At 71.1% G+C, this 25,137-nt stretch carries 25 protein-coding genes; 15 read left to right on the top strand and 10 right to left on the bottom strand.

Going from position 1 to position 25,137, the window contains the following annotated elements; all coding sequences use genetic code 11:
- The first annotated feature begins 231 nt into the window (after positions 1-231).
- The 3 genes from OG714_RS40490 to mtnB are packed head-to-tail and all read left to right on the top strand — an operon-like array spanning position 232 to position 2,158.
- Positions 232-831: a 1,2-dihydroxy-3-keto-5-methylthiopentene dioxygenase gene (locus tag OG714_RS40490; RefSeq protein ID WP_406128617.1), complete on the top strand. Its 600-nt coding sequence runs from the start codon at positions 232-234 to the stop codon at positions 829-831.
- A complete protein-coding gene (gene mtnC, locus OG714_RS40485; RefSeq protein WP_406128615.1) occupies positions 828-1,553 on the top strand; it encodes an acireductone synthase in 726 nt (241 codons plus the stop codon). The genes OG714_RS40490 and mtnC overlap by 4 nt, the downstream gene beginning before the upstream one ends.
- Positions 1,550-2,158, top strand: a complete 609-nt coding sequence (gene mtnB, locus OG714_RS40480; RefSeq protein ID WP_406128613.1) for a methylthioribulose 1-phosphate dehydratase — start codon at positions 1,550-1,552, stop codon at positions 2,156-2,158. The genes mtnC and mtnB overlap by 4 nt, the downstream gene beginning before the upstream one ends.
- 120 nt (positions 2,159-2,278) lie before the next feature.
- On the opposite strand, the gene mtnA is transcribed toward mtnB, so the two are convergent.
- Entirely contained in the window at positions 2,279-3,319 is a 1,041-nt protein-coding gene (mtnA, locus tag OG714_RS40475; protein WP_406128611.1) for an S-methyl-5-thioribose-1-phosphate isomerase, read from the bottom strand.
- A gap of 309 nt (positions 3,320-3,628) precedes the next feature.
- Between mtnA and OG714_RS40470 the strand changes: the two genes are divergently transcribed.
- The 8 genes from OG714_RS40470 to OG714_RS40435 all read left to right on the top strand — a co-directional run bounded on the left by OG714_RS40470 (position 3,629) and on the right by OG714_RS40435 (position 12,190).
- A complete protein-coding gene (locus OG714_RS40470; RefSeq protein ID WP_406128609.1) occupies positions 3,629-4,681 on the top strand; it encodes a BMP family ABC transporter substrate-binding protein in 1,053 nt (350 codons plus the stop codon).
- Complete coding sequence (locus OG714_RS40465; RefSeq protein WP_406128607.1) at positions 4,662-6,185, top strand: ABC transporter ATP-binding protein; 1,524 nt, start codon at positions 4,662-4,664, stop codon at positions 6,183-6,185. Before OG714_RS40470 ends, OG714_RS40465 begins: the two co-directional genes overlap by 20 nt.
- 1 nt (position 6,186) lies before the next feature.
- A complete protein-coding gene (locus tag OG714_RS40460; protein WP_406128605.1) occupies positions 6,187-7,284 on the top strand; it encodes an ABC transporter permease in 1,098 nt (365 codons plus the stop codon).
- Positions 7,284-8,156 carry an ABC transporter permease gene (locus tag OG714_RS40455; RefSeq protein WP_406128604.1) on the top strand — a complete coding sequence of 291 codons (873 nt, stop codon included), beginning with the start codon at positions 7,284-7,286 and terminating at the stop codon, positions 8,154-8,156. Before OG714_RS40460 ends, OG714_RS40455 begins: the two co-directional genes overlap by 1 nt.
- Entirely contained in the window at positions 8,153-8,911 is a 759-nt protein-coding gene (locus tag OG714_RS40450; protein WP_406128603.1) for a nucleoside phosphorylase, read from the top strand. Before OG714_RS40455 ends, OG714_RS40450 begins: the two co-directional genes overlap by 4 nt.
- Positions 8,908-10,212, top strand: a complete 1,305-nt coding sequence (locus tag OG714_RS40445) for an amidohydrolase (protein ID WP_406128601.1) — start codon at positions 8,908-8,910, stop codon at positions 10,210-10,212. Before OG714_RS40450 ends, OG714_RS40445 begins: the two co-directional genes overlap by 4 nt.
- A gap of 85 nt (positions 10,213-10,297) precedes the next feature.
- Entirely contained in the window at positions 10,298-10,969 is a 672-nt protein-coding gene (locus OG714_RS40440) for a FadR/GntR family transcriptional regulator (RefSeq protein WP_033283704.1), read from the top strand.
- Positions 10,970-11,167: 198 nt separating this feature from the next.
- Positions 11,168-12,190 carry a PAC2 family protein gene (locus OG714_RS40435; RefSeq protein ID WP_406128599.1) on the top strand — a complete coding sequence of 341 codons (1,023 nt, stop codon included), beginning with the start codon at positions 11,168-11,170 and terminating at the stop codon, positions 12,188-12,190.
- 66 nt (positions 12,191-12,256) lie between these two features.
- On the opposite strand, the gene mshC is transcribed toward OG714_RS40435, so the two are convergent.
- The 4 genes from mshC to OG714_RS40415 all read right to left on the bottom strand — a co-directional run bounded on the left by mshC (position 12,257) and on the right by OG714_RS40415 (position 15,715).
- A complete protein-coding gene (gene mshC / locus OG714_RS40430; protein WP_406128597.1) occupies positions 12,257-13,486 on the bottom strand; it encodes a cysteine--1-D-myo-inosityl 2-amino-2-deoxy-alpha-D-glucopyranoside ligase in 1,230 nt (409 codons plus the stop codon).
- 94 nt (positions 13,487-13,580) lie between these two features.
- Positions 13,581-14,399 (bottom strand): SCO1664 family protein, encoded by an 819-nt coding sequence (locus tag OG714_RS40425; protein WP_406128595.1) that lies wholly within the window; start codon positions 14,397-14,399, stop codon positions 13,581-13,583.
- Positions 14,363-14,953: a DUF3090 domain-containing protein gene (locus OG714_RS40420; protein ID WP_406128594.1), complete on the bottom strand. Its 591-nt coding sequence runs from the start codon at positions 14,951-14,953 to the stop codon at positions 14,363-14,365. The genes OG714_RS40425 and OG714_RS40420 overlap by 37 nt, the downstream gene beginning before the upstream one ends.
- A 75-nt stretch (positions 14,954-15,028) precedes the next feature.
- Positions 15,029-15,715, bottom strand: a complete 687-nt coding sequence (locus tag OG714_RS40415; protein WP_406128592.1) for a histidine phosphatase family protein — start codon at positions 15,713-15,715, stop codon at positions 15,029-15,031.
- 62 nt (positions 15,716-15,777) lie between these two features.
- Between OG714_RS40415 and corA the strand changes: the two genes are divergently transcribed.
- Positions 15,778-16,776 (top strand): magnesium/cobalt transporter CorA, encoded by a 999-nt coding sequence (gene corA / locus OG714_RS40410; RefSeq protein ID WP_406128590.1) that lies wholly within the window; start codon positions 15,778-15,780, stop codon positions 16,774-16,776.
- 14 nt (positions 16,777-16,790) lie between these two features.
- Here corA and OG714_RS40405 read toward each other — a convergent pair whose 3' ends face one another.
- On the bottom strand, positions 16,791-17,579 hold the full coding sequence (locus OG714_RS40405) for a ferritin-like domain-containing protein (protein WP_406128588.1): 789 nt from the start codon (positions 17,577-17,579) through the stop codon (positions 16,791-16,793).
- 236 nt (positions 17,580-17,815) lie between these two features.
- The gene (locus OG714_RS40400) at positions 17,816-18,871 is read right to left on the bottom strand and encodes an LLM class F420-dependent oxidoreductase (protein ID WP_406128586.1); all 1,056 of its coding nucleotides are present in this window, start codon (positions 18,869-18,871) and stop codon (positions 17,816-17,818) included.
- Positions 18,872-19,057: 186 nt separating this feature from the next.
- Here OG714_RS40400 and OG714_RS40395 point away from each other — a divergent pair, with 186 nt between their 5' ends.
- Positions 19,058-20,041, top strand: coding sequence for an aldo/keto reductase (locus OG714_RS40395; protein WP_406128584.1), 984 nt, complete (start codon positions 19,058-19,060; stop codon positions 20,039-20,041).
- The gene (locus tag OG714_RS40390; protein ID WP_406128582.1) at positions 20,038-22,293 is read left to right on the top strand and encodes a helix-hairpin-helix domain-containing protein; all 2,256 of its coding nucleotides are present in this window, start codon (positions 20,038-20,040) and stop codon (positions 22,291-22,293) included. The genes OG714_RS40395 and OG714_RS40390 overlap by 4 nt, the downstream gene beginning before the upstream one ends.
- Before the next feature lie 126 nt (positions 22,294-22,419).
- Here the strand turns inward: OG714_RS40390 and OG714_RS40385 are convergent, their stop codons facing one another.
- Positions 22,420-23,154 carry a hypothetical protein gene (locus tag OG714_RS40385; protein ID WP_406128581.1) on the bottom strand — a complete coding sequence of 245 codons (735 nt, stop codon included), beginning with the start codon at positions 23,152-23,154 and terminating at the stop codon, positions 22,420-22,422.
- 47 nt (positions 23,155-23,201) lie between these two features.
- On the opposite strand from OG714_RS40385, the gene OG714_RS40380 reads away from it, so the two are divergent.
- Positions 23,202-23,390, top strand: coding sequence for a DUF5703 family protein (locus tag OG714_RS40380; protein WP_005485166.1), 189 nt, complete (start codon positions 23,202-23,204; stop codon positions 23,388-23,390).
- An 89-nt stretch (positions 23,391-23,479) separates the two neighbouring features.
- Here the strand turns inward: OG714_RS40380 and OG714_RS40375 are convergent, their stop codons facing one another.
- The gene (locus OG714_RS40375) at positions 23,480-24,679 is read right to left on the bottom strand and encodes a chaplin (protein ID WP_406128578.1); all 1,200 of its coding nucleotides are present in this window, start codon (positions 24,677-24,679) and stop codon (positions 23,480-23,482) included.
- Between the two features lie 174 nt (positions 24,680-24,853).
- Entirely contained in the window at positions 24,854-25,087 is a 234-nt protein-coding gene (chpH, locus tag OG714_RS40370) for a chaplin ChpH (protein ID WP_019066065.1), read from the bottom strand.
- Positions 25,088-25,137 lie beyond the last annotated feature (50 nt).

Genomic DNA, 25,137 nt, shown 5'->3' with positions numbered 1-25,137 from the left:
GGCGGTTACCATCACGGAACCGGCTCCCGACCCGGCACAGTGAGGCCCCGATGAAGACACCACGCGCGACGACACCCCCCGTGAGCTGCATGCGGTGCTGTCCCGACGTGCGCTGTCCGGGCTGACCGGCTGTCCGCCGCCGTCGCCCCGCCGCACCTTCTTCGCCTCCCCCACCCGTCCGGTGCTCGTCCCAGCATCCGGACATCCCTCCCACCTTTCGGAGTTGTTCCCATGACGCTGCTCACCACCTGGGCCGAGTCCGGCCCGGAGACCCTCGTGCGCCGTACCGCCGACCCCGTCGAGATCGCCGCCGCGCTCGCCCCGATCGGCGTGCGCTTCGAGCAGTGGCCGATCCGTGAGGACGTCCCGGCCGACGCCGACAGCGACACCGTGTTCGCCGCGTACGGCCCGGAGATCGACAAGCTCAACGCCGAAGAGGGCTTCACCACGGTCGACGTCCTCGGCCTGCACCCCAGCGACGACCCGGAGTACCCGGCGAAGGCGGCGGGCGCGCGCGCGAAGTTCCTCCAGGAGCACACGCACGACGACGATGACGAGGTCCGCTTCTTCGTCTCCGGCTCCGGCATCTTCTACCTGCACGTCAACGGCGAGGTGAACGCCGTCTACTGCGAGAAGGGCGACCTGATCGGCGTCCCGCGCGGCACCACCCACTGGTTCGACATGGGCACCAGGCCCGCTTTCACCGCGATCCGCTTCTTCCACGAGGAGGACGGCTGGGTCGGCAACTTCACCGGCTCGACCATCGCCTCGCGCTTCCCCGACTACGACACGATCGACGCGGGCTTCCAGCGGGACAAGGCCGCCGCGTGACCTTGCAGTTCGCCGTGGACGCCGTGGTGCTCGACATCGAGGGCACCACGAGCGCCACGGGTTTCGTCGTCGACGTGCTCTACCCGTACTCCCGCTCGCGCTTCGCGGCGCTGCTCGCCGAGCGGAGCGACGATCCGGCGGTGGCCCGGGCGGTCGCGCAGGTGCGCGAACTGACCGGCGCCCCGGACGCCGACGCCGTACAGATCGAGAAGACCCTCAACACCTGGCTCGACGAGGACCGTAAGGCCACCCCCCTCAAGACCCTCCAGGGCATCATCTGGTCCGAGGGCTTCGCCCGCGGCGACCTCGTCTCGCACTTCTACGACGACGTCGTACCGGCCCTGCGCGCCTGGCACACGGCGGGCCTGCGGCTGTACGTCTACTCGTCCGGCTCGGTGGCCGCGCAGCGCGCGTGGTTCACGTCCAGCCCGGAGGGCGACCTCCTGCCGCTGGTCTCCGGTCTCTACGACACGGAGAACGCCGGCCCCAAGCAGGACCCGGAGTCGTACCGCCGTATCGCGGACGCGACCGGCGTCGAGCCGTCCCGGCTGCTCTTCCTCTCCGACCGGCCCGGCGAGCTGGACGCGGCCGTGGCCGCGGGCTGGCACGCGGTCGGTGTACGGCGGCCCGGGGAACCGTACTTCGAGCAAGGCGTCGGCGACCACGCACAGGCGGGGGCGTTCGACGAGATCGGCATCACCAGTTCAAGGAGCACCACGTGACCAGCGAGATCACTGACCTCGACCTGAAGGAGGCGGGGGCTCAACTCGCCGCCGAATCCGCTCGGTTCGCCTCGTTCGGCTGGATGCGGGGGACGTCCGGCAATTTGTCCGTGGTGGTGGGCCGGGATCCGCTGCGGCTGGCGGTGACGGCCAGCGGGCACGACAAGGGTGAACTCACGGCCGCCGACGTGGTGTTGGTGGACGGGGACGGTGCGGCCGTGCGGGGCGGGAAGCCGTCCGCCGAGGCCGAACTCCACGCTCGCGTTGCCGCGTTGACCGGTGCGGGGGCGGTCGTCCATGTGCACACCGTTGCGTCCGTTGCCATGGGGCGGCGTGAACCGGGCGGGATCGTGTTCAAGGACGTCGAGATGCTCAAGGGTGTCGGGCAGCCTGCGCACGATGTCGAGGTGACCTTGCCTGTCATCGTCAACAGCCAGGACATGAAGGTGCTTGGGGATCGGCTGGAGGCGGCTCGGGATCCTCGGATGCCGGCCGTCGTTGTCGCCGGGCATGGGTTGTATGTGTGGGGTGCGGATGCTCGGCAGGCTCGGCATCACACTGAAGTGGTGGAGTGGTTGCTGGAGTTGGAACTGACGCAGCGTTGAGCGTTGTAGTCACAGTGCCCGGCCGGTGGGGGCTGGTCGCGCCCGCTGCGGAGCCGCAAATCGACACAGCCCCGCGCCCCTAAAAGCCAAAAGCAGGGGCGCGGGGGCTCGCCAGCACTACTACTTCAGGCGGTCGCCTGGAAGTTCGCCTGCCGATACCTCCAACACGCCCCGCTCCGTGACCAGTCCGGTGATCAGGCGGCCCGGGGTCACGTCGAAGGCGGGGTTGTGGCCCCGCGACTCGGCGGGAGCTGTTCGTACTCCCGACCACTCCAACACCTCGGACTCGCCCCGGAGTTCGATGTGGATGTCGGCGCCGGTCTCGGTGGAGAGGTCGACGGTGGTCGTGGGGGCCGCCACCAGGAACGGGATGCCGGCGTCCGCGCAGGCCAGGGCGACGCCCACCGTGCCGACCTTGTTCGCGGTGTCGCCGTTGGCCGCGATGCGGTCCGCGCCGACGATGGCCGCGTCGACCTCGCCGCGCAGGATGGTGCCGACGGCGGCGCCGTCGGCCTGGACGTAGTGCGGGATGCCCTCCTGGACCAACTCCCAGGCGGTGAGGCGTGATCCCTGGAGCAGGGGGCGCGTCTCGTCGGCGTAGACGACCTCCACCAGGCCACGCGCGTGCAGTTCGCGGATGACGCCGAGTGCCGTGCCCCAGCCGGCCGTGGCCAGCGCGCCCGTGTTGCAGTGCGTCAGGAGCCTCAACGGCCGCTCCACGCCCACCTGTTGGAGCCTTTCGAGCAGCCAGTCGGCGCCGAACGCGCCCATCGCGCGGTTGGCGGCGACGTCCTCGCGCTGGACGGCGGCGGCCTCTTCGAGGACCGCTTCGAGGCCCTCGTCGAAGCGGGTCATGACCCGGTCCACGCACACCATGAGGTTGACCGCGGTGGGCCGGGCCTCGCGGACGCGGGCGACCGCCGCGCGCGTCTCGGCCTCGGTCCAGCCCTTCCGCTCGCCCTCGATGAGCGCGAGCGCGACGCCGTACGCGCCCGCCGCTCCGATCGCGGGCGCCCCGCGCACCACGAGGCGCTGGATCGCGTCGACCAGGGTGTCCACATCGTGGACAGCCATCGTCTCGTTGCGGTGCGGGAGGAGGGTCTGGTCGATGAGCGCGAGACCGGTTCCGGTCCAGTCGACCGCGCGCAGTTCCTGGGGCATAACGGGACACTCCTGCTGTTCCGATGGTGTCGGACACCGTACATGACCAGGAAGAACCACAGTTCGAGACAGTCGAGCAGGTGTCTCAAAACGAATGTTAAAGTCCAGCACCCGCAGCCCGAAGGCCGAGACGAAGGAGGACGTGTGCTGCTCACCATGCGCCGTTTCCTCGATCACGGCCGCTGCGCGAGCGACTGCTGTCGACGCTGACCTGTCCCTCTCGCGTCCACCCCTCGTCTCCTCCCGTCTCACCATCTGGTCGCACGCGCTCCCGCCGGAGCGCGCCTTGCCGTACCCCGGAAGGTCCCCATGCTCCGCAGATCACGTCGTACGCTCCAGCTCGTCGCCGCCACCACGCTCATGGTCACCGCCGCCACGGCCTGCAACGCCGCCGCGAAGACCGACGCCTCGGACAGCGCGAGCGGCGGGAGCGGGAAGTCGTTCACGCTGGTCACGCCGGACGCGGTCGGGCAGAACGAGTTCCTGAAGCTCGCCGTCACCGGTGTGAAGGCCGCGGCGAAGACGCACGACGGCACCGAGAAGGTCTACGAGTCGACGGACACCGCGTCCCAGCAGCAGAACGTGCAGGCCGCCGTGGACGCGAGCCCGAGCGTGATCGTGCTGGTCGGCTTCGAGTTCGCGGACATCGTCGCGCAGCAGGCGAAGGCGCACCCGAAGCAGCAGTTCCTGATGATCGACGCGTGCACGACGAAGACGTTTAAGAACGTCACCTGCGCGGTGTTCCGTGAGCACGAGGGTGTCTATCTCGCGGGCGCCGAGGCCGGGTTGCTCAGCAAGAGCGGCAAGGTCGGCGCGGTGGACGTGCTCGACACGCCCCAGTTCCGGCGCTACAGCGACCCGTTCGCGGCCGGTGCCAAGAAGGTCGCCGCCAAGACGTCCGCGTCGACGCGCTTCGTGGGCGGCCAGTCCCCGTTCGACGACTCGGCGCGCGCCAAGGAGCAGGCCAACTCCCTTCTCTCCAAGGGCACCGACCAGATCATGGCGGCAGCGGCGGCCGGCAACTACGGCGTCTTCGAGGCCGCGAAGGCCAAGGGCGCGTTCGCGTACGGCGTCGACGTCAACCAGTGCGTCTCCTCCCCCGGCACGGTCGTCGACAACGTGATCAAGAAGACGGACGTCGCCGTGGAGAAGGGCGTCGAGCAGGTCCTCGCGGGCAAGACCGGCACCTCGGTGTCGTACGGCCTGAAGGAGGGCGGCATCAGCCTCACCGGTCTTGAGGCGGGCGTCGACTCGTCGAAGTGCGTGATCGCCCAGCACAAGGACGTCCTCGCGAAGGTGAAGGCGCTGCGCGACCAGATCGTCTCCGGGAAGCTCAAGGTCGATGACCCGGCCGCCAGTTGACCCGGCGGTCGAGCTCCGGGGAATCACCAAGCGGTTCCCCGGCACGCTCGCCAACGACGCCGTCGACCTGACCGTCCACCGCGGCGAGATCCACGCCCTCATGGGCGAGAACGGCGCCGGCAAGTCCACCCTCATGTCGATCCTCTACGGCATGGAGCGCGCCGACGCCGGGTCCGTCCGGATCGACGGCCGCGAGGTGGCCTTCGGCGACCCGAGCGCGGCGATGGCCGCCGGGCTCGGCATGGTCCACCAGAGCTTCAAGCTGTTCGACTCGCTGACGGTCGCCGAGAACGTCGTCTACGCCGCCGAGCCGCGCCGTTTCGGCCTGGTGGACCGGGCCGCGGCCCGCCGCCGGGTGCGGGAGCTGGCCGAGGAGCACGGGCTCGCCGTCGATCCGGACGCCCGGGTCGGCGACCTGCCGGTGGGGCTGCGTCAGCGCGTGGAGATCCTCAAGCTGCTGCATCGCGGCGCCCGCACGCTGATCCTCGACGAGCCGACCGCCGTGCTCACACCGGCCGAGGCGGACGCCCTCTTCGCGGTCCTCAAGTCGCTGGCCGCGCAGGGCCGCACGGTGATCCTTGTCACCCACAAGCTGCGCGAGGTCCTCGAAGGCAGCGACAACGTGACCGTGCTGCGGGACGGCCGGGTGGTCGCCCGCCTGGTCACCGCGGACACCTCCGCCGACGAGATCGCGGCCGCGATGACCGGCCGCGCGGTCGAACTGGACCGCGTCCACGCGGCCGGGACACCCGGTGACGTGGTCCTGGACGTGAGAGCCCTCACCACGGACGCCGTCCACGATGTGGGACTCGCCGTCCACGCCGGGGAGATCGTCGGCATCGCGGGCGTCGCGGGCAACGGCCAGAGCGAACTGATCGAGGCCCTGGCCGGGCTACGGCCGGTCGCCTCCGGGCGGGTCACGCTGAAGGGCCGGGACATCACCCACGTGTCGGCCACCGAGCGCCGTGCGCAGGGTCTCGCCTACGTCCCGGAGGACCGGCACGCGGTCGGTACGGCACCGGCGGCGTCCGTCGCGGACAACCTCGCGATGGGTCATCACCGAACGTCCCTGTCCACCAAGGGACTTCTGCCGCCCGCCTCCGTACGCGCCCACGCCGGGCGGCTGATCGAGCGCTTCGGCATCAAGGCGGCCACCCCCGAGGTGCCCGCCTCCGCGCTGTCCGGCGGCAATCTCCAGAAGCTGCTGATCGGCCGCGAACTCGCCCACGAGGCACCGCTGTTGCTCGTCGAGCAGCCCACGCGCGGGGTCGACATCGGCGCCATCCAGAACATCCACGACCAGATCGTCGCCTACCGCGACGCCGGTCACGCCGTCCTCCTCGTCTCGGCCGAACTGAGCGAGATCCGAGGGCTCGCGGACCGGGTCCTGGTCATGTACGAGGGCCGGGTCACGGCGACGTACACGAAGGACGAGGCGGACGAACGGGCGCTGGGACTCGCCATGGCGGGCGGGACCGCAGTGCCGACGGAGGCCGTCGACTGACATGACGCACACTCAGATACAGCGCATATCAGGGGTGTTGCGCTCCCCCATCACCTTCTCCGTGCTCGCGGGCCTGGTCATCGGCGCCCTGTTCCTCGTCGGCACCGGCGCGGACCCGTTCACGGCGTACAGCGCCGTCCTCACCGGCTCGCTCGGCGCGGACGGCATCGGCTCCACGCTGAGCACCGGCACCAGCGTGCTCGGCATGGCGCTCGCGCTGGCGATCCCGCTGCGCGCCGGGCTGATCAACCTCGGCGGCGACGGACAGATGGTCCTCGGCGGCATCACGGCGGCCGTGACCGGCCTCTACTCGCCGCTGCCCGCACCGCTCACCGTCACCCTGGCGCTGCTCGCGGGCATGGCGGCGGGCGCCGCATACGCTGCCCTGGCCGCCCTCTGCGAGAACCGCCTCGGCGTTCCGCTCCTGGTCAGCAGCCTGCTGCTGAGCTACCCGGCGGTCTCGCTCGCCTCCTACCTGGCGCGCTACCCGCTCAAGGAACCCGGCTCCAGCCTCCCCCAGACCCGGGCGATGCCGGACGGCGTGGCACTGCCCGCGTTCGGCGACTCGACGGTCACCATCGGGCTCGTCCTGGTGGTCCTCGCGGCAGCCGCCTACTGGTTCACCGACAAGCGCACGGCGTTCGGCTACGAGATCCGCATGACCGGCCTCAACTCCCGTTTCGCCGCGTACGCCGGCGTCGAACGCCGGGGCCTGACCCTCAAGTTGATGTCCGTGTCCGGCGCGCTGGCCGGACTCGTGGGCGCCATCGGGGTGTTGAGCTTCCCGTACCGCTTCGTCGACGGCTCGCTCACCGCACCCGGCTACACCTGGACGGGACTTACGGCGGCCTTGCTCGCCGCGGCCGCGCCGCTCGGCACGGTCGTCGCCTCCTTCTTCTTCGCCGTCCTCGCGGTCGGGGGCCTGGCGATGGAGCGGACGACCGAGGTGCCGCGCGAGCTGACGCAGGTGCTCCAGGCCATCGTGATCGTGTTCCTGGCGGCCCGACTGCGCTTCCCCACCGGGTGGTTCAGGAGACGTGCTCAGGAGAACCCGCACGAAGGTTCTCAGGAAACCTCTCGGGAAATCGGGGCCGTCTGATGTTCTTCGACTCCGACCTGCTGATGTCGGCGCTGCGCGCGCTGACCCCCATCCTGCTGGCCGCGCTCGGCGGTGCCCTGTGCGAGCGTGCGGGCGTCTTCAACATCGGCCTCGAAGGCATGATGCTGATGGGCTGCTTCACGTCGGTGGCCACGAGCTGGTTCACGGGCAGCGCCTGGCTGGGTGTGCTCGCCGCCGCCCTCGCGGCAGCCGCGTACTCGCTGATCCTCGCCGTGGGCGCGGTAACTCTGCGCGGGGACGCGGTGGTTCTCGGAATCGCCATGAATCTCCTGGCAGTTGGCCTGACCAGCTTCCTGCTGCGTACGGTCTTCGGTGTGCAGGGCACTTTCGACGATCCGTCACTCGCCGGGCTGCCGTTGATCGGTGGCTTCACCCCGCTCGCGTATCTGGCGTTCGTCGCGGTCGCGGTGGCCGCGCTGATGCTGTCCCGGAGTGTGTGGGGGCTGCGGCTGCGCGGGGTCGGCGAGGCGCCGGACGCGGCGGCCACGCTCGGGGTGAGCCCGGCGAAGTACAAGTACGCGGCGGTGCTGATCTCCGGGATCCTGTGCGGGCTCGCGGGAGCCCAACTCGCGCTCGGCAACGTCACGTTGTTCTCCGAGAACATGACGGCGGGCCGGGGCTGGATCGCCGTAGTAGCGGTCATGCTCGGGCGCGCGGCACCGGTCGGCGTGCTGCTCGCCGCGCTGCTCTTCGGTCTCGCCGAGGCCGCCGGCTTCCGCCTCCAGGGCGTCGGCCTGCCCCAGCAGGCCACGGATGCCGCGCCGTACGTCGTGACCCTCGTCGCCCTCTTCCTCTCGACGGCCCGCCGCCGTCGCCGTACCGTCAACTCCCCTTCCGGAGCCACCACATGACGCAGGACCTGTTGCCCATCACGCGCATACCGCGCACCGGACTTCCCGCGCACGCGGTCGTCGTCGGCGACCCGGCGCGCGCCGCCGCCGTCGCCGCGCTGCTGGACGGTGCCGAGGAGGTGTCGTACCACCGCGAATACCGTGTGTTCAGCGGGAGTTGGAAGGGCCTGCCGGTCACCGTCGCCTCGCACGGGGTGGGTGGACCGGGCGCGATCCTGCTGTTCCAGGAACTGGCGGACGCGGGGGTCCGCACCTTCCTGCGCTTCGGCACGGCGGGCGCGATGAAGCCCGGCATCGACGACGGCGACCTCGTCATCGCGGAAGCGGCCGTACGCGACGACGGCGTCACCCAGCAGTTGCTGCCCCCGGAGTACCCGGCCGTCTCCTCCCCCGAGGCCGTCCTCGCCCTCCAGCGCGCGGCCCGCGAGGCCGACGCCCCGCACCACCGCGGCATCGTCTGGACGCGGGCCGCCTTCCAGCCCGGCCTCCTCCCCCTCTTCTCCTACGACGGCGCCGGGCTCGCGGCGATCGAGATGGAGCTGTCGGCACTGCTGGTGACGGCCTCGCTGCGCGGTCTCGTCGCGGGCGGGGTGCTCGTCATCGACGGTGCCAACGCCGATGAACTCGTCGACGAGGACGCCACCGGCGGGTACGACCCGCATCGGGAGGTCGTCGCGGCCGGTGTCGAGCGCGGTGCGGTCGTTTCCCTGGAGGCGCTCCGACTGCTCGCCGAGGCCGAGGAGTCGACGGTATGAGCACCGTGAGCATCGACCTGTTGGTGCACGGCGGGGACGTACTCACCGTCGACGAGGCCGGAACGGTCGTACGGGACGGGGCAGTTGCCGTCCACGAGGGCGAGATCGTCGCCGTAGGACCGGCCGCGGAGCTGACAACTCGGTTCACGGCCACGGAATCCATTGACGCCTCGGGCTGTCTCGTCCTGCCCGGGCTGATCAACACGCACACGCATCTCGCGATGACGCTGCTGCGCGGTCGCGCCGACGACGTCACTCTCCAGGGCTTCCTGGAACGGGTGTTGAAGTGGGAGGCCGAACTGCTGACGCCGAAGAACGTGGCGGCGGCGGTGCGGCTCGCGGTGGCCGAGAGCGTACGGGCCGGGGTGACCTCGGCGCTCGACATGTACTGGTTCCACGAGGCCGCCGAGCAGGCGGCCCGCGAGACGGGCTGGCGACTGCACACCGGGCCCACCTTCATGGACGTACCGGCACCGCCGGACCGTATCGCCTACGAGGACCGACTGGACTGGGCCCGAAGGGACTTGGTGGCCCAGGGCGAGGCACGCCCCGGCCTGCGGCCGATCCTCTTCGCGCACTCGACCTACACCCTGGCCCCCGACCAGCTCGTCGAAATCGCCGCCCTGGCACGGGAGTTCGGCGCGCTGCTGCACATCCACGCGGCGGAGAACCCGACCGAGGTCGCCACCGTCGAGGTCAAGTACGGCAAGCGCCCTGTGGAGTTGCTCGACTCGCTGGGGCTGCTCGGTCCCGATCTGCTGCTCGCGCACGCCGTGGACCTGACCGGCCCGGAGATCGCGGCACTGGCCCGCACGGGCACGTCGGTCGCGCACTGTCCGGTGTCCAACCTGAAGTTGGGCTGCGGAATCGCGCCGGTGCCACGGCTGTTGAGCGCGGGTGTGACCGTCGGCCTGGGCACGGACGGCGCCGTCAGCTCCAACACGCTGGACGTGCTGGGCGCCGTACGGCAGGCGGCTCTCGTCCACAAGGCGGGCGGCGACCCCACGGCGGTCGGCGCCGAACAGGCCGTACGGATGGCGACGATCGAGGGCGCGCGGGCGCTGGGCCTGGGTGATCACCTGGGCTCGCTCGAGGCCGGGAAGCGGGCCGATCTCGTCGTGCTCGACCTGGACGCGCCGCATCTGCGGCCGCTGCACGACCCGTGGTCGACCCTCGCGTACGCCGCGCACTCGGCGGACGTACGGGACACGGTGGTGGACGGCCGGGTGCTGATGCGGAACCGGACACTGGGCACGCTGGACGAGGACGCCGTGCTCGCGGAGCTCGAAGCACTTGCCTGAGCTGTGGATTTCCCTCCCGTTCAGCCTGCTGAACCCGCATAATGCACGTGATACATCGGACGTCTGAGCAACAGGAAGGCCGGCCATGGCAGTCACCGATGAGGCGATCGAGAAAATCAAGGGAATGATCGTCTCCGGCGCGCTGCGTCCCGGGGACCGGCTGCCCAAGGAGAGCGAACTCGCCGCCGAACTGGGCCTCTCCCGCAACTCCCTGCGGGAGGCCGTGCGCGCCCTGTCACTGATCCGCATCCTGGATGTGCGGCAGGGCGACGGCACGTACGTCACCAGCCTCGATCCCCAACTCCTGCTGGAAGCGCTGAGTTTCGTCGTCGACTTCCACCGCGACGACACGGTCCTCGAATTCCTGGCCGTACGGCGGATTCTGGAGCCGGCGGCCACGGGCATGGCGGCGCTGCGGATCAGCGAGCAGCAACTGGACGCGCTCTCCGCCCAGTTGGACGCGCTGGGCGGGGCACCCTCGGTGGAGGAACTGGTCGCGTGCGACCTGGAGTTCCACCGGGGGATCGTGCAGAGCTCCGGCAACTCGGTGCTCTGCTCGCTCCTCGACGGGCTGTCCGGGCCCACCACGCGGGCCCGGATCTGGCGGGGTCTGACGCAGGAGGACGCGGTGAGCCGGACGCTGCACGAGCACCGGGCGATCCTGGGCGCGCTGCGCGACCGGGACGCGGAGGCGGCGCGGTCGTGGGCGACGGTGCACATCGCGAGTGTGGAGCAGTGGCTGCGTTCGACTCTGTGATCGAGTGAGCCGCCCTGTTGATCCATCGGAGGAGTGACCGGCCGGGACGGGTCCGCACAGGATGGCGATCTTGTGTGTTCGACCGTCCCGGACGGGGCAGGCATGGGTTCACTCCCCCGTGCAAGGGGGCTGCGGGCGCCCCCGTCGGACGCCGTAAGGTTGGGGCGTACGCGAGGGCAGATCGGAAGGAGGCGCTGGGTGATCGAGCTGGAGGGGGTTCCCGAGCTGATCGACCCAGTGATGGTGGCCGCGTTCGAGGGCTGGAACGACGCCGGCGACGCCGCTTCCACCGCGGTCGCGCACTTGGACAGGGAGTGGAAGGGCGAGGTGTTCGCGGCGCTGGACGCCGAGGACTACTACGACTTCCAGGTGAACCGGCCCACGGTGTGGATGGACGCCGGCGTGCGAAAGATCACATGGCCGACAACGCGCCTCTCGGTGGTCCGGGTCGGCGGCGAGAAGCCGCGCGACCTCGTCCTCGTCCGAGGTATCGAACCGTCGATGCGCTGGCGCTCGTTCTGCAACGAACTGCTGGGCTTCGCGCACGAGTTGGGCGTGGAGCTGGTGGTGATCCTGGGCGCGCTGCTCGGTGACACCCCGCACACACGTCCGGTGCCGATCAGCGGGACCACGTCGGACTCGGACCTGGCGCAGCGGATGGACCTGGAGGAGACCAAGTACGAGGGTCCCACCGGGATCGTCGGCATCCTCCAGGAGGCGTGCACGCACGCGGGCGTACCGGCCGTGTCGCTGTGGGCCGCGGTGCCGCACTACGTGTCGCAGCCGCCCAACCCGAAGGCCACCCTGGCGCTGCTCAACCGCCTGGAGGACCTGATCGACGTGCGCATCCCGCTGGGCGAGCTGCCCGAGGACGCGCGCGCCTGGCAGGTCGGCGTGGACCAGCTGGCCGCCGAGGACAGCGAGGTCGCCGAGTACGTCCAGACGCTGGAGGAGGCCCGCGACACCGCGGAGCTGCCGGAGGCGTCGGGTGAGGCGATCGCCCGCGAGTTCGAGCGCTATCTCCGACGCAGGGACGGCGGCGGCAGCCCGTCACCCGGTGGGCATGCCACGGCGGACGGCAGCGACAGCGCGACGTATCTCCGCGACAACCCCGGCGCCGGCCGGCCGAAGCCGCAGAGACCCGCGAAGCCGGAGACGGACGCCGGGCCCGAGGCCGGGTCGGACAGTGAGCCCGACGACGAGGACTCGTCCGGGGAGTAGGGCGTACGAGACGTGAAAGAAGGCGGTGCGCGAGCTGCGCACCGCCTTCTCCGTGTTCGGGTACCGCTACAGGGCCACGCCCAACAGGGCGTCCACGGCACGGGACACGACGCCGGGGGCGCCCTCGTCCGTGCCGCCGTCGGTCTCCTGGAGGGCCGCCCAGCGGTCCACGGCGGCGAGTGCGGCCGGGGCGTCCAGGTCGTTCGCGAGGGCCTCGCGGATCTCCTCGACGAGCGGCTCGGCGGGCGGGCCGTCGGGCCGGGAGACGGCGGCACGCCAGCGGCCGAGCCGGTCGACCGCGTCCGCGAGCACCTGGTCGGTCCACTCCCAGTCGGAGCGGTAGTGGTGGGCGAGCAGGGTGAGCCGGATGGCGGCCGGGTCGACGCCCTCGCGGCGCAGCGCGGAGACGAAGACGAGGTTGCCCCGGGACTTCGACATCTTCTCGCCGTCGAGGCCGACCATGCCGGCGTGGACGTACGCCTTGGCCATCGGGAACTCGCCGGTCAGCACCTGGGCGTGCGAGGCGCCCATCTCGTGGTGCGGGAAGGCGAGGTCGGAGCCGCCGCCCTGCACGTCGAAGCCCATGCCCAGGTGGTCCAGGGCGATGGCCACGCACTCGATGTGCCAGCCGGGCCGCCCCCGGCCGAGCGAGCCGCCGTCCCAGCTCGGTTCGCCCTCGCGGGCGGCCATCCAGAGCATCGGGTCGAGCGGGTTCTTCTTGCCCGGGCGGTCCGGGTCGCCGCCGCGCTCGGCGGACAGCAGTCGCATCGCGGCCGCGTCGAGGCCCGAGACCTTGCCGAAGTTGGGGTCGGACCCGACGGAGAAGTAGATGTCCCCCTCGAGTTCGTAGGCGGCACCCGCGTCCCTGAGGCGTTCGACGAGCGGCACGATGCCGGGTATCGCCTCGACCGCGCCGATGTAGTGCTTCGGGGGCAGCATGCGCAGGGCGGTCATGTCCTCGCGGAAGAGCGCGGTCTCCTTCTCGGCGAGGGCGACCCAGTCGACGCCGTCGCGCTCGGCCCGCTCCAGGAGCGGGTCGTCGACGTCGGTCACGTTCTGGACGTAGTGAACCTGCCGCTTGGTGTCGAGCCACACGCGCTGCACGAGGTCGAACGCGTTGTAGGTCGCCGCGTGCCCCATGTGGGTGGCGTCGTACGGCGTGATGCCGCACACGTAGATACGGGCGACGGGACCGGTGTCAGGGGTGACCAGACCGCCGGTCGCGGTGTCGTGGATCCGGAGGTCGCGGCCCTTGCCGGGAAGGGCGGGGACCTCAGAAGCGGGCCAGGCATACATGTCATGAGCGTAACCGGACAGATGTTTCGCATACGAACCGGACCAGGCCGGATGACCGGTAAGGCGTTCTTGCGCACCCTTGATCGCCGTGCTGCTACACGGGCGGCCACGGAATGGCCGGCCACTCCCCACTCGGCTCGGGATGCTTCCCGTCCGCGAGCAACGCGTCGACACGCGCGCGCGTGGCGTCGAGTTCTACGGCGGTGATCAGCTCGGTGAGCTTCGCGGCGAGCCCGCCGCCGTCCCTCAGCGCCTCCCTGAGCGCCTGGAGGACCTCGACCGCCTCCGGAGTGAGCGGCTCGCCCGCCCAGCCCCACAGGAGGGTGCGCAGCTTGTTCTCGGCGTTGAAGGTGACACCGTGGTCGATGCCGTAGAGGCGGCCCTCGTCTGCGGGCAGCAGATGGCCGCCCTTGCGGTCGGCGTTGTTGATGACGGCGTCGAGGACGGCGAGCCTGCGCAGCCGCTCGTCGTCGGCGTGCACCAGGAGGGCCGTCTTCCCCTCGCCGACCTCGGCGAACCCGATGGCCTTCCAGCCCGGCTCGGGCTCCTCGGCGTCGACCAGGGCGAGCAGTTCGGACTCGGCCGCCGTCTCGATCCACAGTTGGCACATGCCCTCGCCGTACGGCCCGTCGCGCAGCACGGTGGTCGGCACGAGGTCCCAGCCGGTCGCCTCGGAGACCTCGTAGGCGGCGACCTCGCGCTGGGCGAGGTTGCCGTCCGGGAAGTCCCACAACGGCCGCTCCCCGGCGACGGGTTTGTACACGCAGGACGCCTCGCGGCCCTCGTACGTCACGGAGCAGAACAGCACCGCGTTCGAGGCCTCGCGGATGCGTCCGCGCACTTTCAGCTCACCCTTGGCGAGCAGCTCGGCCGTGGTCACGCTCCGCGGCGGTATCCGTTCTGGCGCGGACATACGTGTCCTTCCGGGTCGAGCGGGAGGCTGCACAGCGGGCAGGGCGGACGGCCGGCGTTGACGACGTCGAGGGCCCGCTTCGCGAAGGCGCGGGCCTGGGCGCCGGTGAGGCGGACCCGCAGCATCGGGGGTCCGTTCTCCTCGTCCTGGAGGAGTCGCTCCTCGGCCTCGGCGAGGTCCTCGTCGGTGTCGGCGTCGAGCTCGACGAGGGCCTGCGCCTCGACGATCATGCGCTGCTCGTCGCCGTCCCAGGCGAGTGCCATGGTGCCGACGCGGAACTCCTCCTCGACGGGGGTCTCCAGCGGACGGGTGTCGGAGATCTCGGTGGGGGTGACGGCCGGGACGGCCGCGCTGCCGCCACTGCGCCGTACGACCTCGTCCAGGAGCTCGTCCATGCGCTCGGCGAGCGCGGCGACCTGCGTCTTCTCCAGGGCCACGCTGGTCACCCGAGGACCGGAGGCGGCCTGGAGGAAGAACGTACGGCGCCCGGGCAGTCCGACCGTACCGGCTACGAAGCGGTCCGGCGGGTCGTAGAAGAACACCTGACGGGACACGTCCTGTCTCCATTGGAATCGACTGCTGACAAGTGCGGCGCTACTGCGACCGCTTCACCCTACTGCGGCCGACGATCACGGTGCGCCCGCGCCGCCCCCGACCGTGGCCTCGTCGCCCGGGGGCTCCTCGCGCGGCGCCAGGGACGCGAGATCACCGGTGTCCCCGAGCCGTACGAGATAGGGCCTGAGACGGGTGTAACGGATCGCGGTGATGGAACACGGTTCTACGGAGATCCGCTGAAAGAGGTCCAGATGAAGTCCGAGTGCGTCCGCGACAAGGGACTTGATGATGTCGCCGTGCGAGCACATGAGATAGACGGCGTCCGCGCCGTGATCGCGCTCCACGCGCGCGTTCCACTCGCGTACGGCCTCGGCCGCGCGGGTCTGCATCGCGCGCATCGACTCGCCGCCGGGGAACGCGGCCGCCGAGGGGTGCGACTGGACGACCTCCATCAGGGGCTCGCCCGAGAGCTCGGCGAGCTTGCGGCCGGACCAGTCGCCGTAGTGGCACTCCCCGATCCGCTCCTCGGTGTGCGGCCGCAGGTCGGGACGGGCGTCGAGGAGGGGCTGGAGGGTCTCCTGGCAGCGTTGCAGCGGGCTGGCGACGACCTCGGCGATCGGCAGCGCGGCGAGCCGTCCGGGGAGCGCGGCGGCCTGGGCGTTGCCGCGCTCGTCGAGGGCTACGCCGGGCGTCCAGCCGGCGAGCACTCCCCCGGTGTTGGCGGTCGAACGTCCGTGCCGGACAAGGATCAACGTGGGCATGGAGCCAAGGGTAGGCGCACGCCAGGGTGCGGTTTCGGCTGGACGGCGGGAGAATACGCACCGTGATCGTCGACTACGCCATCTACCGTGACGGACGCCGGGCGGAGGGGCCCGGCGACTTCTCCGACGGCCTGGACCACTGTCGTCGTGTGGGTGACGCCTTCGTCTGGATCGGCCTCTACGAGCCCACGGAGAAGGAGTTCGACAAGGTCACCCAGGAGTTCGGACTTCACCCACTGGCCGTCGAGGACGCCCTGACCGCACATCAGCGGCCCAAACTGGAGGTCTACGACGACTCGCTCTTCGTGGTCCTCAAGCCGGTGGGCTACGAGGCCGACAGCGACGTGGTCACCTCCGGCGAGGTCATGGTCTTCGTGGGCGACTCCTTCGTAGTGACGGTCCGGCACGGGGAGGAGGCTCCTCTGGCGGCCGTACGGCACCGGCTTGAGGAGGAGCCGGAGATGCTGCGGCACGGGCCCACGGCGGTGCTGTACTCGATCGCGGACGCCGTCGTCGACCACTACGTGGACGTGGCGGGCGAGTTGCAGACCGACCTGGAGGAGCTGGAGGCGGCGGTGTTCTCGCCGACCGGCGGCGGCTCGCGGACCACGGCCTCGCGGATCTACGCCTTCAAGCGGCAGATCCTGGAGTTCCGCCGGGCAACAGGACCGCTCGCACAGCCGCTGGCCCGGCTCGCGGGTGTCGGTCTCGCCGGGGACCGGGTGCCGTTCGTGAACGACAAGTCGCGGCCGTTCTTCCGTGACGTGAACGACCACCTGATGAAGGTCAACGAGTCCGTGGAGGGCCTGGACCGGCTGGTCTCGGACGTCCTGTCGGCGCATCTCGCGCAGACCAGCGTCCGGCAGAACGACGACATGCGGAAGATCTCCGGCTGGGCCGCCATGGCCGCCGTCCCCACGATGATCGCGGGCATCTACGGCATGAACTTCGACCACATGCCCGAGCTGCACTGGCTGTGGGGATACCCCGCGGTGATCCTGCTGATGGCCGCCCTGGAAGTGCTGCTGTACCGGACGTTCAAGCGGCGCGGCTGGCTGTAGGGCGACGTCTGGGCTCAGGCGAACTCGGGTGCGGCGGTGGCCGGTCCACCCAGGGCGTCGCGGCTTTCCGGCATCCTCAGGGACACCATCCGCCGCCAGCCGCCGAGCCGCTCGTACGCGTACACGGTGTGGATGCCCGCGGCGAGCGCCGCCGACTTGGCCCGCGGCCAGCCGAGGACGCGTCCCATGTGGGCCATCACCGCGAGGCTGACGTTCCGGTAGATCCGGATCTCGGCCAACGCGCAGTCGCGGAGCGTCCGTTGGATGGCGCGGCCGTGTCCGGCGGCCGCGAAGCGCAGCAACTCCTCGTGGCAGTAGGCGAGATGGTTGTCCTCGTCGTTCGAGATCATCCGTACCGCGCGGCCGAGGTCGGGGTGGTCGGCGAAATGCCTGCGCAACAGCTCCATCTGCTCGGAGGCGCGCTGTTCGGTGACCCGGCTGTGCGCGAGGTAGGTGACGACGTCCTGGACGGTCAGCGCGGTCTCGCCCTTGAGCTTCTCGTGCGCGAGACCGATGCCGTGCCGCTCCAGGAGCATCGTGTAGTCGGTGTCGGCGGGCACCGGGACGGGTTCGAGGCCACGCTTCTTCAGAAGGGCGTTGAAAATGCGCCCGTGCTTGTCCTCGTCGGCGCCGTGCCGGCTGATCTTGGGAGCGAGGTCGCGCTCGGCCGGCGGGACGAGCACGGCGATGCGCCCGTTCTCCCAGCCACCCTGGGACTCGCCGCTGGCCGCGATGGAGCAGAACAGCCGGAACGACTCGTCGTTGTCGAGGATCTCCTGGAACAAGTTCTTGGCCGAAAGCATCTGAAGGCACCTCCATGCAGGATTCCGCCGCATTCCGCAAAGAACGAGTCAAATGCGACGTCAGAGGTGCTGCAACAGCACTGTCGGACAACTCCGCCAAAAGGATGACTACAGATGTCCCGTCGGGGGCGTAACCGCATGGGCCGCCGCGCGTTGTTCCCCGTGACGGCCGTGGCGGGGAAGACCCCCCGAGCCCCCACCACGGCCGTAGAAAACTTCCGTACAGCGGAGTCCCGTCACGCGAGACCCGCGCACTCCAGTGCCTCGGTTCCGGCGCGGAGCGCGGCGATCCGCTCCTCCAGGGTCCAGCCCGCCGGGGAGAGCGTCAGGGTGGTGACACCGGCCGCCGCGTACTCCTTCATCCGGTCCGCGATGCGGTCCACGGAGCCCAGCAGGGTCGTCTTGTCGATCAGGTCGTGCGGGATGGCGGCGGCGGCGCCCTCCTTGTCACCGGCCAGGTACTTGTCCTGGATCTCGGCGGCGGCCGCCTCGAAGCCCATGCGCCGGGCCAGCTTGTTGTAGAAGTTCTGCTGCCGGCTGCCCATGCCGCCGACGTACAGCGCGGTGTACGGGCGGAAGGTGTCGGCGAGCTTCTCCACGTCCTTGTCCTCGCCGAAGGCGAGCGGGACCGTCGGGACGATGTCGAAGCCGTCGAGGGTCTTCCCCGCCTTCTCGCGCCCGGCCCGCAGGTGCCTGATGGCGGTGTCCTCCAGGTGCTCGGCGGACGGGAAGATGAGCAGCGCCCCGTCGGCGATCTCGCCGGTCTGCTCCAGGTTCTTCGGGCCGATCGCGGCGATGTAGAGCGGGATGTGCTCGCGCTCCGGGTGCACGGTCAGCTTGAGGGGCTTGCCCGGGCCGCCGGGCAGCGGCAGCGTCCAGTGCTCGCCGTCGTACGACAGGCGCTCGCGCGTCATCGCCTTGCGGACGATCTCGACGTACTCACGCGTGCGTGCCAGCGGCTTGTCGAACTTGACGCCGTACCAGCCCTCGGAGACCTGCGGGCCGGAGACGCCGATGCCCAGGCGGAAGCGGCCGCCGGAGAGCGAGTCGAGGGTCGCGGCGGTCATCGCGGTCATCGCGGGCTGGCGGGCCGGGATCTGGAAGATGGCCGAGCCGACGTCGATGCGCTCGGTCTGCGCGGCGACCCAGGTGAGCACCGTGGCCGCGTCGGAGCCGTAGGCCTCGGCGGCCCAGCACACCGAGTAGCCGAGCCGGTCGGCCTCCTGCGCCACGGCGAGGTTGTCGCCGTCCATTCCGGCACCCCAGTAGCCGAGGTTGATCCCGAGCTGCATGGCAGACCCCTTACCGATCAGTAACGTCGCTGTTGTGCCGACCCTAGCGCGAGGTGGTCCGGGCGGACAGGACGGGTGCCGGTGAGTGATCACGGAGCGTGCCGCGGGAGGGACTGTGGATCATCGTGGAAATCGGTTATCCACAGGCCACCACACGGCAGGTTCAGGCCAGTAATCTCGGCGTTCATGGAGCAGAGGCATCTCGGCCGTACCGGCCTTCGTGTGTCCCGGATCGGACTCGGCACCCTCACGTGGGGGCGCGGCACCGACGAGCATGACGCCGCGGACCTCTTGAAGGCGTTCTGGGAGGCCGGCGGCACCCTCGTCGACACGGCGGACGTGTACGGCGACGGGGAGGCCGAGTATCTGCTCGGACAGCTCATAGAGGGGCTCGTGCCGCGCCGGGACCTGGTCATCTCGACGAAGGCGGGGAGCGTACCCGACCCCGACCGCCGCTTCGACGGCTCGCGCGGCCATCTGCTCGCCGCGCTGGACGCCTCCCTGGCCCGCCTCGGCACGGACTACGTCGACGTGTGGCACATCCACGGCTTCGACCCGTTCACCCCGCTGGAGGAGACGCTCCAGGCCCTGGACCTGGCGGTCAGCAGCGGGCGGGCGCGCTACGCGGGCGTCTCCAACTACTGCGGCTGGCAGCTGGCCAAGGCGGCGACCTGGCAGCTGACGGCACCGGGCACGCGCACGCGGCTGGCGAGCACGCAGCTCGAGTACTCGCTGCTGCAGCGGGGCGTGGAGCGTGAGGTGCTGCCGGCCGCGCTCGACCTGGGCATCGGGCTGCTGCCCTCCTCGCCGCTCGGGCGCGGGGTCCTCACCGGCAAGTACCGGCACGCGACCCCGGCCGACTCGCGCGGCGCCTCGGAGCACATGGCGCCCTTCGTCGCGCCGTACCTCGACGACACGGCGACGCGCATCGTGGACGCGGTGACCATCGCCGCGGACGGGCTCGCCGTGACGCCCCTCCAGGTCGCCCTCGCCTGGGTCCGCGACCGCCCCGGGGTGGCCGCCCCGATCGTCGGCGCGCGCAACGCGCACCAGCTCACGGCCGCATTGTCAGTGGAGGCGCTTAGTCTTCCTGACGAGATCTGCCGAGCGCTCGACGATGTGTCGGCGCCTCTGCACCGCTATCCCGATCACGACTGGAGCACGCTGTGAGCACGGACCCGGAGACCACGGAGACCTCGCCGTCCGAGGACACGGGCACGGACGCCGTGGAAGGCACCGAGGACGCGGCGGCGGAGAGCACCGCGGAAGCCGCGGTGGAAGGTGACGAGGGCACGGCCGCCGAGAGCGGCGAAGGCACCGGCGAGGCCAAGGCCGAGGCCGCCGCTCCCGAACTGTCCGAGGCCGCCGCCGAGTTGCTGGCGCAGCAGGTGGAGCGGGAGCGCATCGAGCGGCGGAAGGCGGAGAAGGCCGGGCCCATCACGGCCGGCGCCAAGCTCACCGGCACGGCCGCCGATCTGCTCGCGGCGGTGCGGGCCGTGGAGAGCGGCGAGAAGCCCGTGACCACCCCCTTCACCAAGCCGGAACCCGCCGCTCCGCGCCGATCGGCCGCCCCCGAAGCGGTGCGACAGCCACAGCCCGTCCCGACCGAGCCCGGCGCCCCCGCGACCGAGACCGTCGAGTCCGTACGGCGTGTACTGGCCGAGGGCGGCGCGCCCGAGACGCTCGCGGCCCAGGTCGCGGCGGCACTCGGCGAGGGCGGTGACGATCAACTCCGCGAGGATCCCTGGCAGTTGCTGCGCGTCCCGGGGGTACGGCCCGAGCAGGCCGACGGGTTCGCGCGGGCGCTGCTCGGCGCCGAGTGCGCGCCGGACGACGAGCGGCGGGGCCGGGCGGTCGTCGGCTGGCTCCTGGAGCAGGCGGCCCTGGCCGGGCATACGGCCCTGGAGGCGTCGGCGTTGACGGCCGCGCTGGCCAAGCAAGGGGTGCCCGACCCGGACGCGGCGACGCAGAGCGCCATCGCGGAGGGCGAAGTACTGCTCTTCCAGGACGCGTTGGACGAGCCCGCGGTCCCGGTGCAGCGCACGGACGACGCGTCCGACGAGGACACCGAGGCCGAGGAGCGTCCGGTCCGCGTGCTGATCGGCCTGGAGCGGTACGCGCTCGCCGAGGAGAGCCTCGCCGAAGGACTCGCCAAGCTGGTCAACTCGGTGCCGAAGGAGGACGGTTCGGCGGCGGACTGGGAGCAGGCCGGTGCCGCCAAGGGCTCCACCGGCGAGCTGATCCGCGCGGTCGCGGGGCACGGCCTGGTGCTCCACACCGGCGGGGAGGCGTCCCTGGAGGAACCGGCGGCACTGCTCCGCGCGGCGGCGGGTTTCGGGCTGCGTGCCTGGGCCGCCGCCCACAGTCCGGTCGGACGGGACCGGTTCGCCGCGTCGCTCACGCGGTCCACGGAGTCGGAGGTTCCCGCGTCCGCCGAGCCGGAAGGTGCCGTGCCGGTCGACGGCCCCCGCGCCGCCACCGTCGCCGGGCTGCTGTCCGGTGCGGAAGGCCCCGGGCGGGACGCGGACGGTGCCCTCGATCTGGATCTCCTCGTCGTGCTCGACGCGCCTCAACTGGACGTCGAGACGGCGGCGTTGCTCAGCGAGTCGCTGCCGGACGGGGCTCGGCTGGTGCTGGCCGGGGACCCGGCGGTGTTGTGGTCGGCGGGTGCCGGGCGGGTGTTCGCCGATCTGCTCGCGTCGAAGGCCTGCCCCCAGGTCGTCTCACGGCAACCGGATCTCGGTCCCGTGGGCGAGCTCGTCTCGGGCATCGGCATCGGCGAGCTGAACCAGGTGGAGGCCCCCGGCAAGGAGGTCGTGATCGTGCCGGTGCGTGACGCCGGTGAGGCCGTGCACCGGACCGTGCAGCTCGTCGCCGACTCGGTGCCGCGCGTGATCGGCGTCCCGGCCGAGCAGACGGTGGTGATCACGCCGGGCCACGGCGGCGCGGCCGGCACCCGTGCCCTCAACGTGGCGCTGAAGGAGCGGCTCAACCCCGGCCCCGGCCGCTTCGGCGGCTTCGACCCCGGCGACCGGATCGCGTACTCCCCCACCCCGGGTCGTACGGTTCCCGGCCGGGTGGTGACCGCCGACGCCGAGGGGCTGCACCTGGAGTGCGCCGGCGGCCCCGTCGTCGTACCGAAGGAGCGGGTCGAGCAGTCCGTGCGGCACGGGTGGGCACTGACCGCGCATCAGGCCGTGGGGGTGCGGTGGCCCGCGGTGGTCGTGGTGCTGCCCGGGGACGCGGCGCAGGCGCTCAACCGGCCCTGGGTGTATACGGCGTTCAGCCGGGCAGACCGGCATCTGTCCGTGGTGCACGGCGTGGACCAGGCACTGCCCCGGGCCGTCGCCGAGGTCCCGGCCAAGCCGCGCACGACCCGGTTGCCGGTGCTGCTGCGACCGCAGGTACCGGCGGAGGCCTGAGCGGCACGGCGGACAACTGCGGTCACCTCGCGGAGGTCCGAAGCGGACGACAGACGGCGGCGGTCACCGAGGGAGCCCCTCGGTGACCGCCGCCGTCGTCTTCGCAACAGCCGGGCGCGGCGCGGTTCAGCGGTCCGCTTCCAGCGCCTCCAGGTCCTCGTCCTCGTCGAGATCGGCGTCCAGGTCGGGATCGAGTTCGTCCTCGATCTCCTCGCCGGCCTCGTCCACCTCGTCGATGTCGTCCAGTTCGTCGTTGATCTCGTCGTCGAAGACCGCGCTGACGTCGAAGCGGCACACCACCCGCTGCGGATCGACCCCCTCGAAGGGGGCCTCCAGCCAGACGCCGGGTTCGGCCGTCTCGTCGGCGGCGGTCACCCACAGCGTGGAGTCGCCTTCTTCGAGGCCGAACTCCTTGGGCCGGGAGGCGATCTCGTCCGCCTCGAACTCGTCGAAGAGGATGCCGAGCGCGCCGTGGATCGTGGCGGAGGCCTCCGTGCCCGTGCCGTCACCGACCGCCGCCTCGACCCGCTGCGCCTGGGCCAGCAGCCGCTGCGGCTCCGCCACGGCGTAGTCACGGCGGATCAGCACGCTCACCGCGTTCGGCTCCTCGGGGCCGGTGTACGGCGGCAGGGAGTCGTCCGAACCGGGGATCTCGAAAGGCGTGACCTCGTCATAACGGTCGTAGAGCAGCTCGTCGTAGACCTCGGCGGCCGCGGCGAGCTGGTTGAACGCCTCGTAGACGGCCGGGTCGTCCTCCCCCGACCGGGCTTCGACCGCGGCCAGGTGGCGGTCGAGCGCGGTCTTGACCGCCTCGGCGGCGGCGCGTACCTCGGCAGCGGTGGGCTGCGCAGCATCAGACATAGTGCAGACGCTATCCGTACCGGGGCTCTGCCCGCACAATAGATGCGATGCCGGAATACGAATTTGTCGACGTGTACGTACCGCGCGGGGTCTCCCGCAAGGACGCCACACGTCTGCTGACGGACCATGCCGAGTACGGACACTGGGAATTGGACCGACTGAGCCTGCTGCGCGACGGCAGTCGCAGGGTGCGGCTGCGCCGGCGGATCATCCGCCAGGTGCGGGCCACGTGGTGAGCTGAGCCGGGTGCGACGGAGCGGGCCCCGACGGTGCGGGGCCCCTCCGTTGCGCAGATCACATGTTCCGAGTCACATGTGCCCGGGAGTTACGCCGAGGCCCGCGCCTTGCGGTACAGCACCGCGCCCGCGAGCAGCGCGCCCGCGCCGACCGGCAGGGCTAGGCCCAGCGGCAGCTCGCTGCCGGTGTGCGCGAGCTGCGCGCCGCCCTGGGACTGGACGGCGGACTGCGCACCGGGCTGGGTCACGTGCGCGGAACCGGTCGGCGTGTGAACGCCCTTGACCGGCGAGGTGCCCGGCGAGGCGGGGTGGCTGGGCGTACCGGGAGTGCCCGGGTGACCGGGAGTCCCGGGGTGGCCCGGCGTTCCCGGCGGGGTGGTCCCGTGACCGCCGCCCGGGTGCGTGCCGTGGTGACCGCCGTGACCGGGAGGCGTGCCGTGGTGATGCCCACCGCCGGGGTGGTGACCGCCCCCGGGGTGGTGGCCCTCACCCGGAGGGGTCCCGTGGTGACCGCCGCCGTGATGCCCGCCCCCGCCCGGAGGAGTCCCGTGGTCGTGGCCCCCACCGTGGTGACCGCCCCCTCCCGGAGGCGTCCCGTGGTGACCGCCACCGTGGTGACCGCCGCCCCCGGGAGGCGTCCCGTGACCGTGCCCGCCGCCGTTCCAACTCCCGTCGTTGGCACAGTCGTTGCCGGTGACGGCGTTGCCGATGCCGATGACGTCGACGCTGTTGCCGCAGACGTTCACCGGTACGTCGATCGGTACCTGGACGTGGTTGCCGGAGCCGACACCGGGCGAGTTCGAGGCGTGTCCGCCGGCGTGCGAGCCCCCTGAGCCGCCGTGCGCTCCGTGTCCGCCGGAGCTCCCGTGCCCACCGGAACCGCTGTGTCCGCCCGACCCGCCGTAGCCCCCGGAGTCGCCGTAACCACCGGAGTCCCCGTACCCGCCCGACGAGCCGTGCCCACCGTTCGAACCGTGCCCACCGGTCGAACCGTGGCCTCCCGACGAACCGTAGCCGCCACTGCCGTGACCGCTTCCGCCGCCCCCACCCGGATTGGCGCACTTGTTGCCGACCGCCGGGTTGAGGATCCCGACCACGTTCACGGTGTTGCCGCAGACGTTGACCGGCACATGCACCGGTGCCTGCACGGTGTTGCCGGACAGTACGCCGGCCGAGTCCGAAGTGGAGCCGTTCGCACCGGAGTCGGCGTGGGCGACACCGCCCGCGGCGGCGATCACCCCGGTCGCGGCCGCCACGGTCATCAAGCTCTTTCGAGTGACCTGTCGCATTGCTGAATTCCCCCCTGCCTTCAATCCTGACCTGAATTGGTCGCGTCTCTCCCCGCGGTAATTGCGATAAGGAGCGCGAAAGGCCGCGACAAAGACGCGAAAATCCCGTCGGCCCCGGAGCGCATGGCGCGCGCTCCGGGGCCGAGGATGTGGTCACCCCTCAGAGGGGCGACGTCACTTGTTGATGCAGGTGTTGCCGAAGGCGGGGTTCAGCAGACCGATCACCGAGATCGTGTTGCCGCACACGTTCACCGGGACGTGCACGGGAACCTGGATGACGTTGCCGGAAACGACACCCGGGGAGTGCACAGCAGCACCCTGAGCACCCGAGTCGGCGACGGCCAGACCCGCACCCGCGAGAACCAGGCCACCGGTGGCAGCCGCAGCGGCGACGACCTTCTTGATCATTATTCCTCCTTGTTGGCAAAAGCGATCTCGTGTTGCCGATCGCATCACCT

It is taken from the genome of Streptomyces sp. NBC_00989, from assembly GCF_045162655.1.
Taxonomy (GTDB): domain Bacteria; phylum Actinomycetota; class Actinomycetes; order Streptomycetales; family Streptomycetaceae; genus Streptomyces.
Note: the sequence above shows the minus strand (reverse complement) of the source record. Positions and strands in the feature narration are given on the sequence as shown.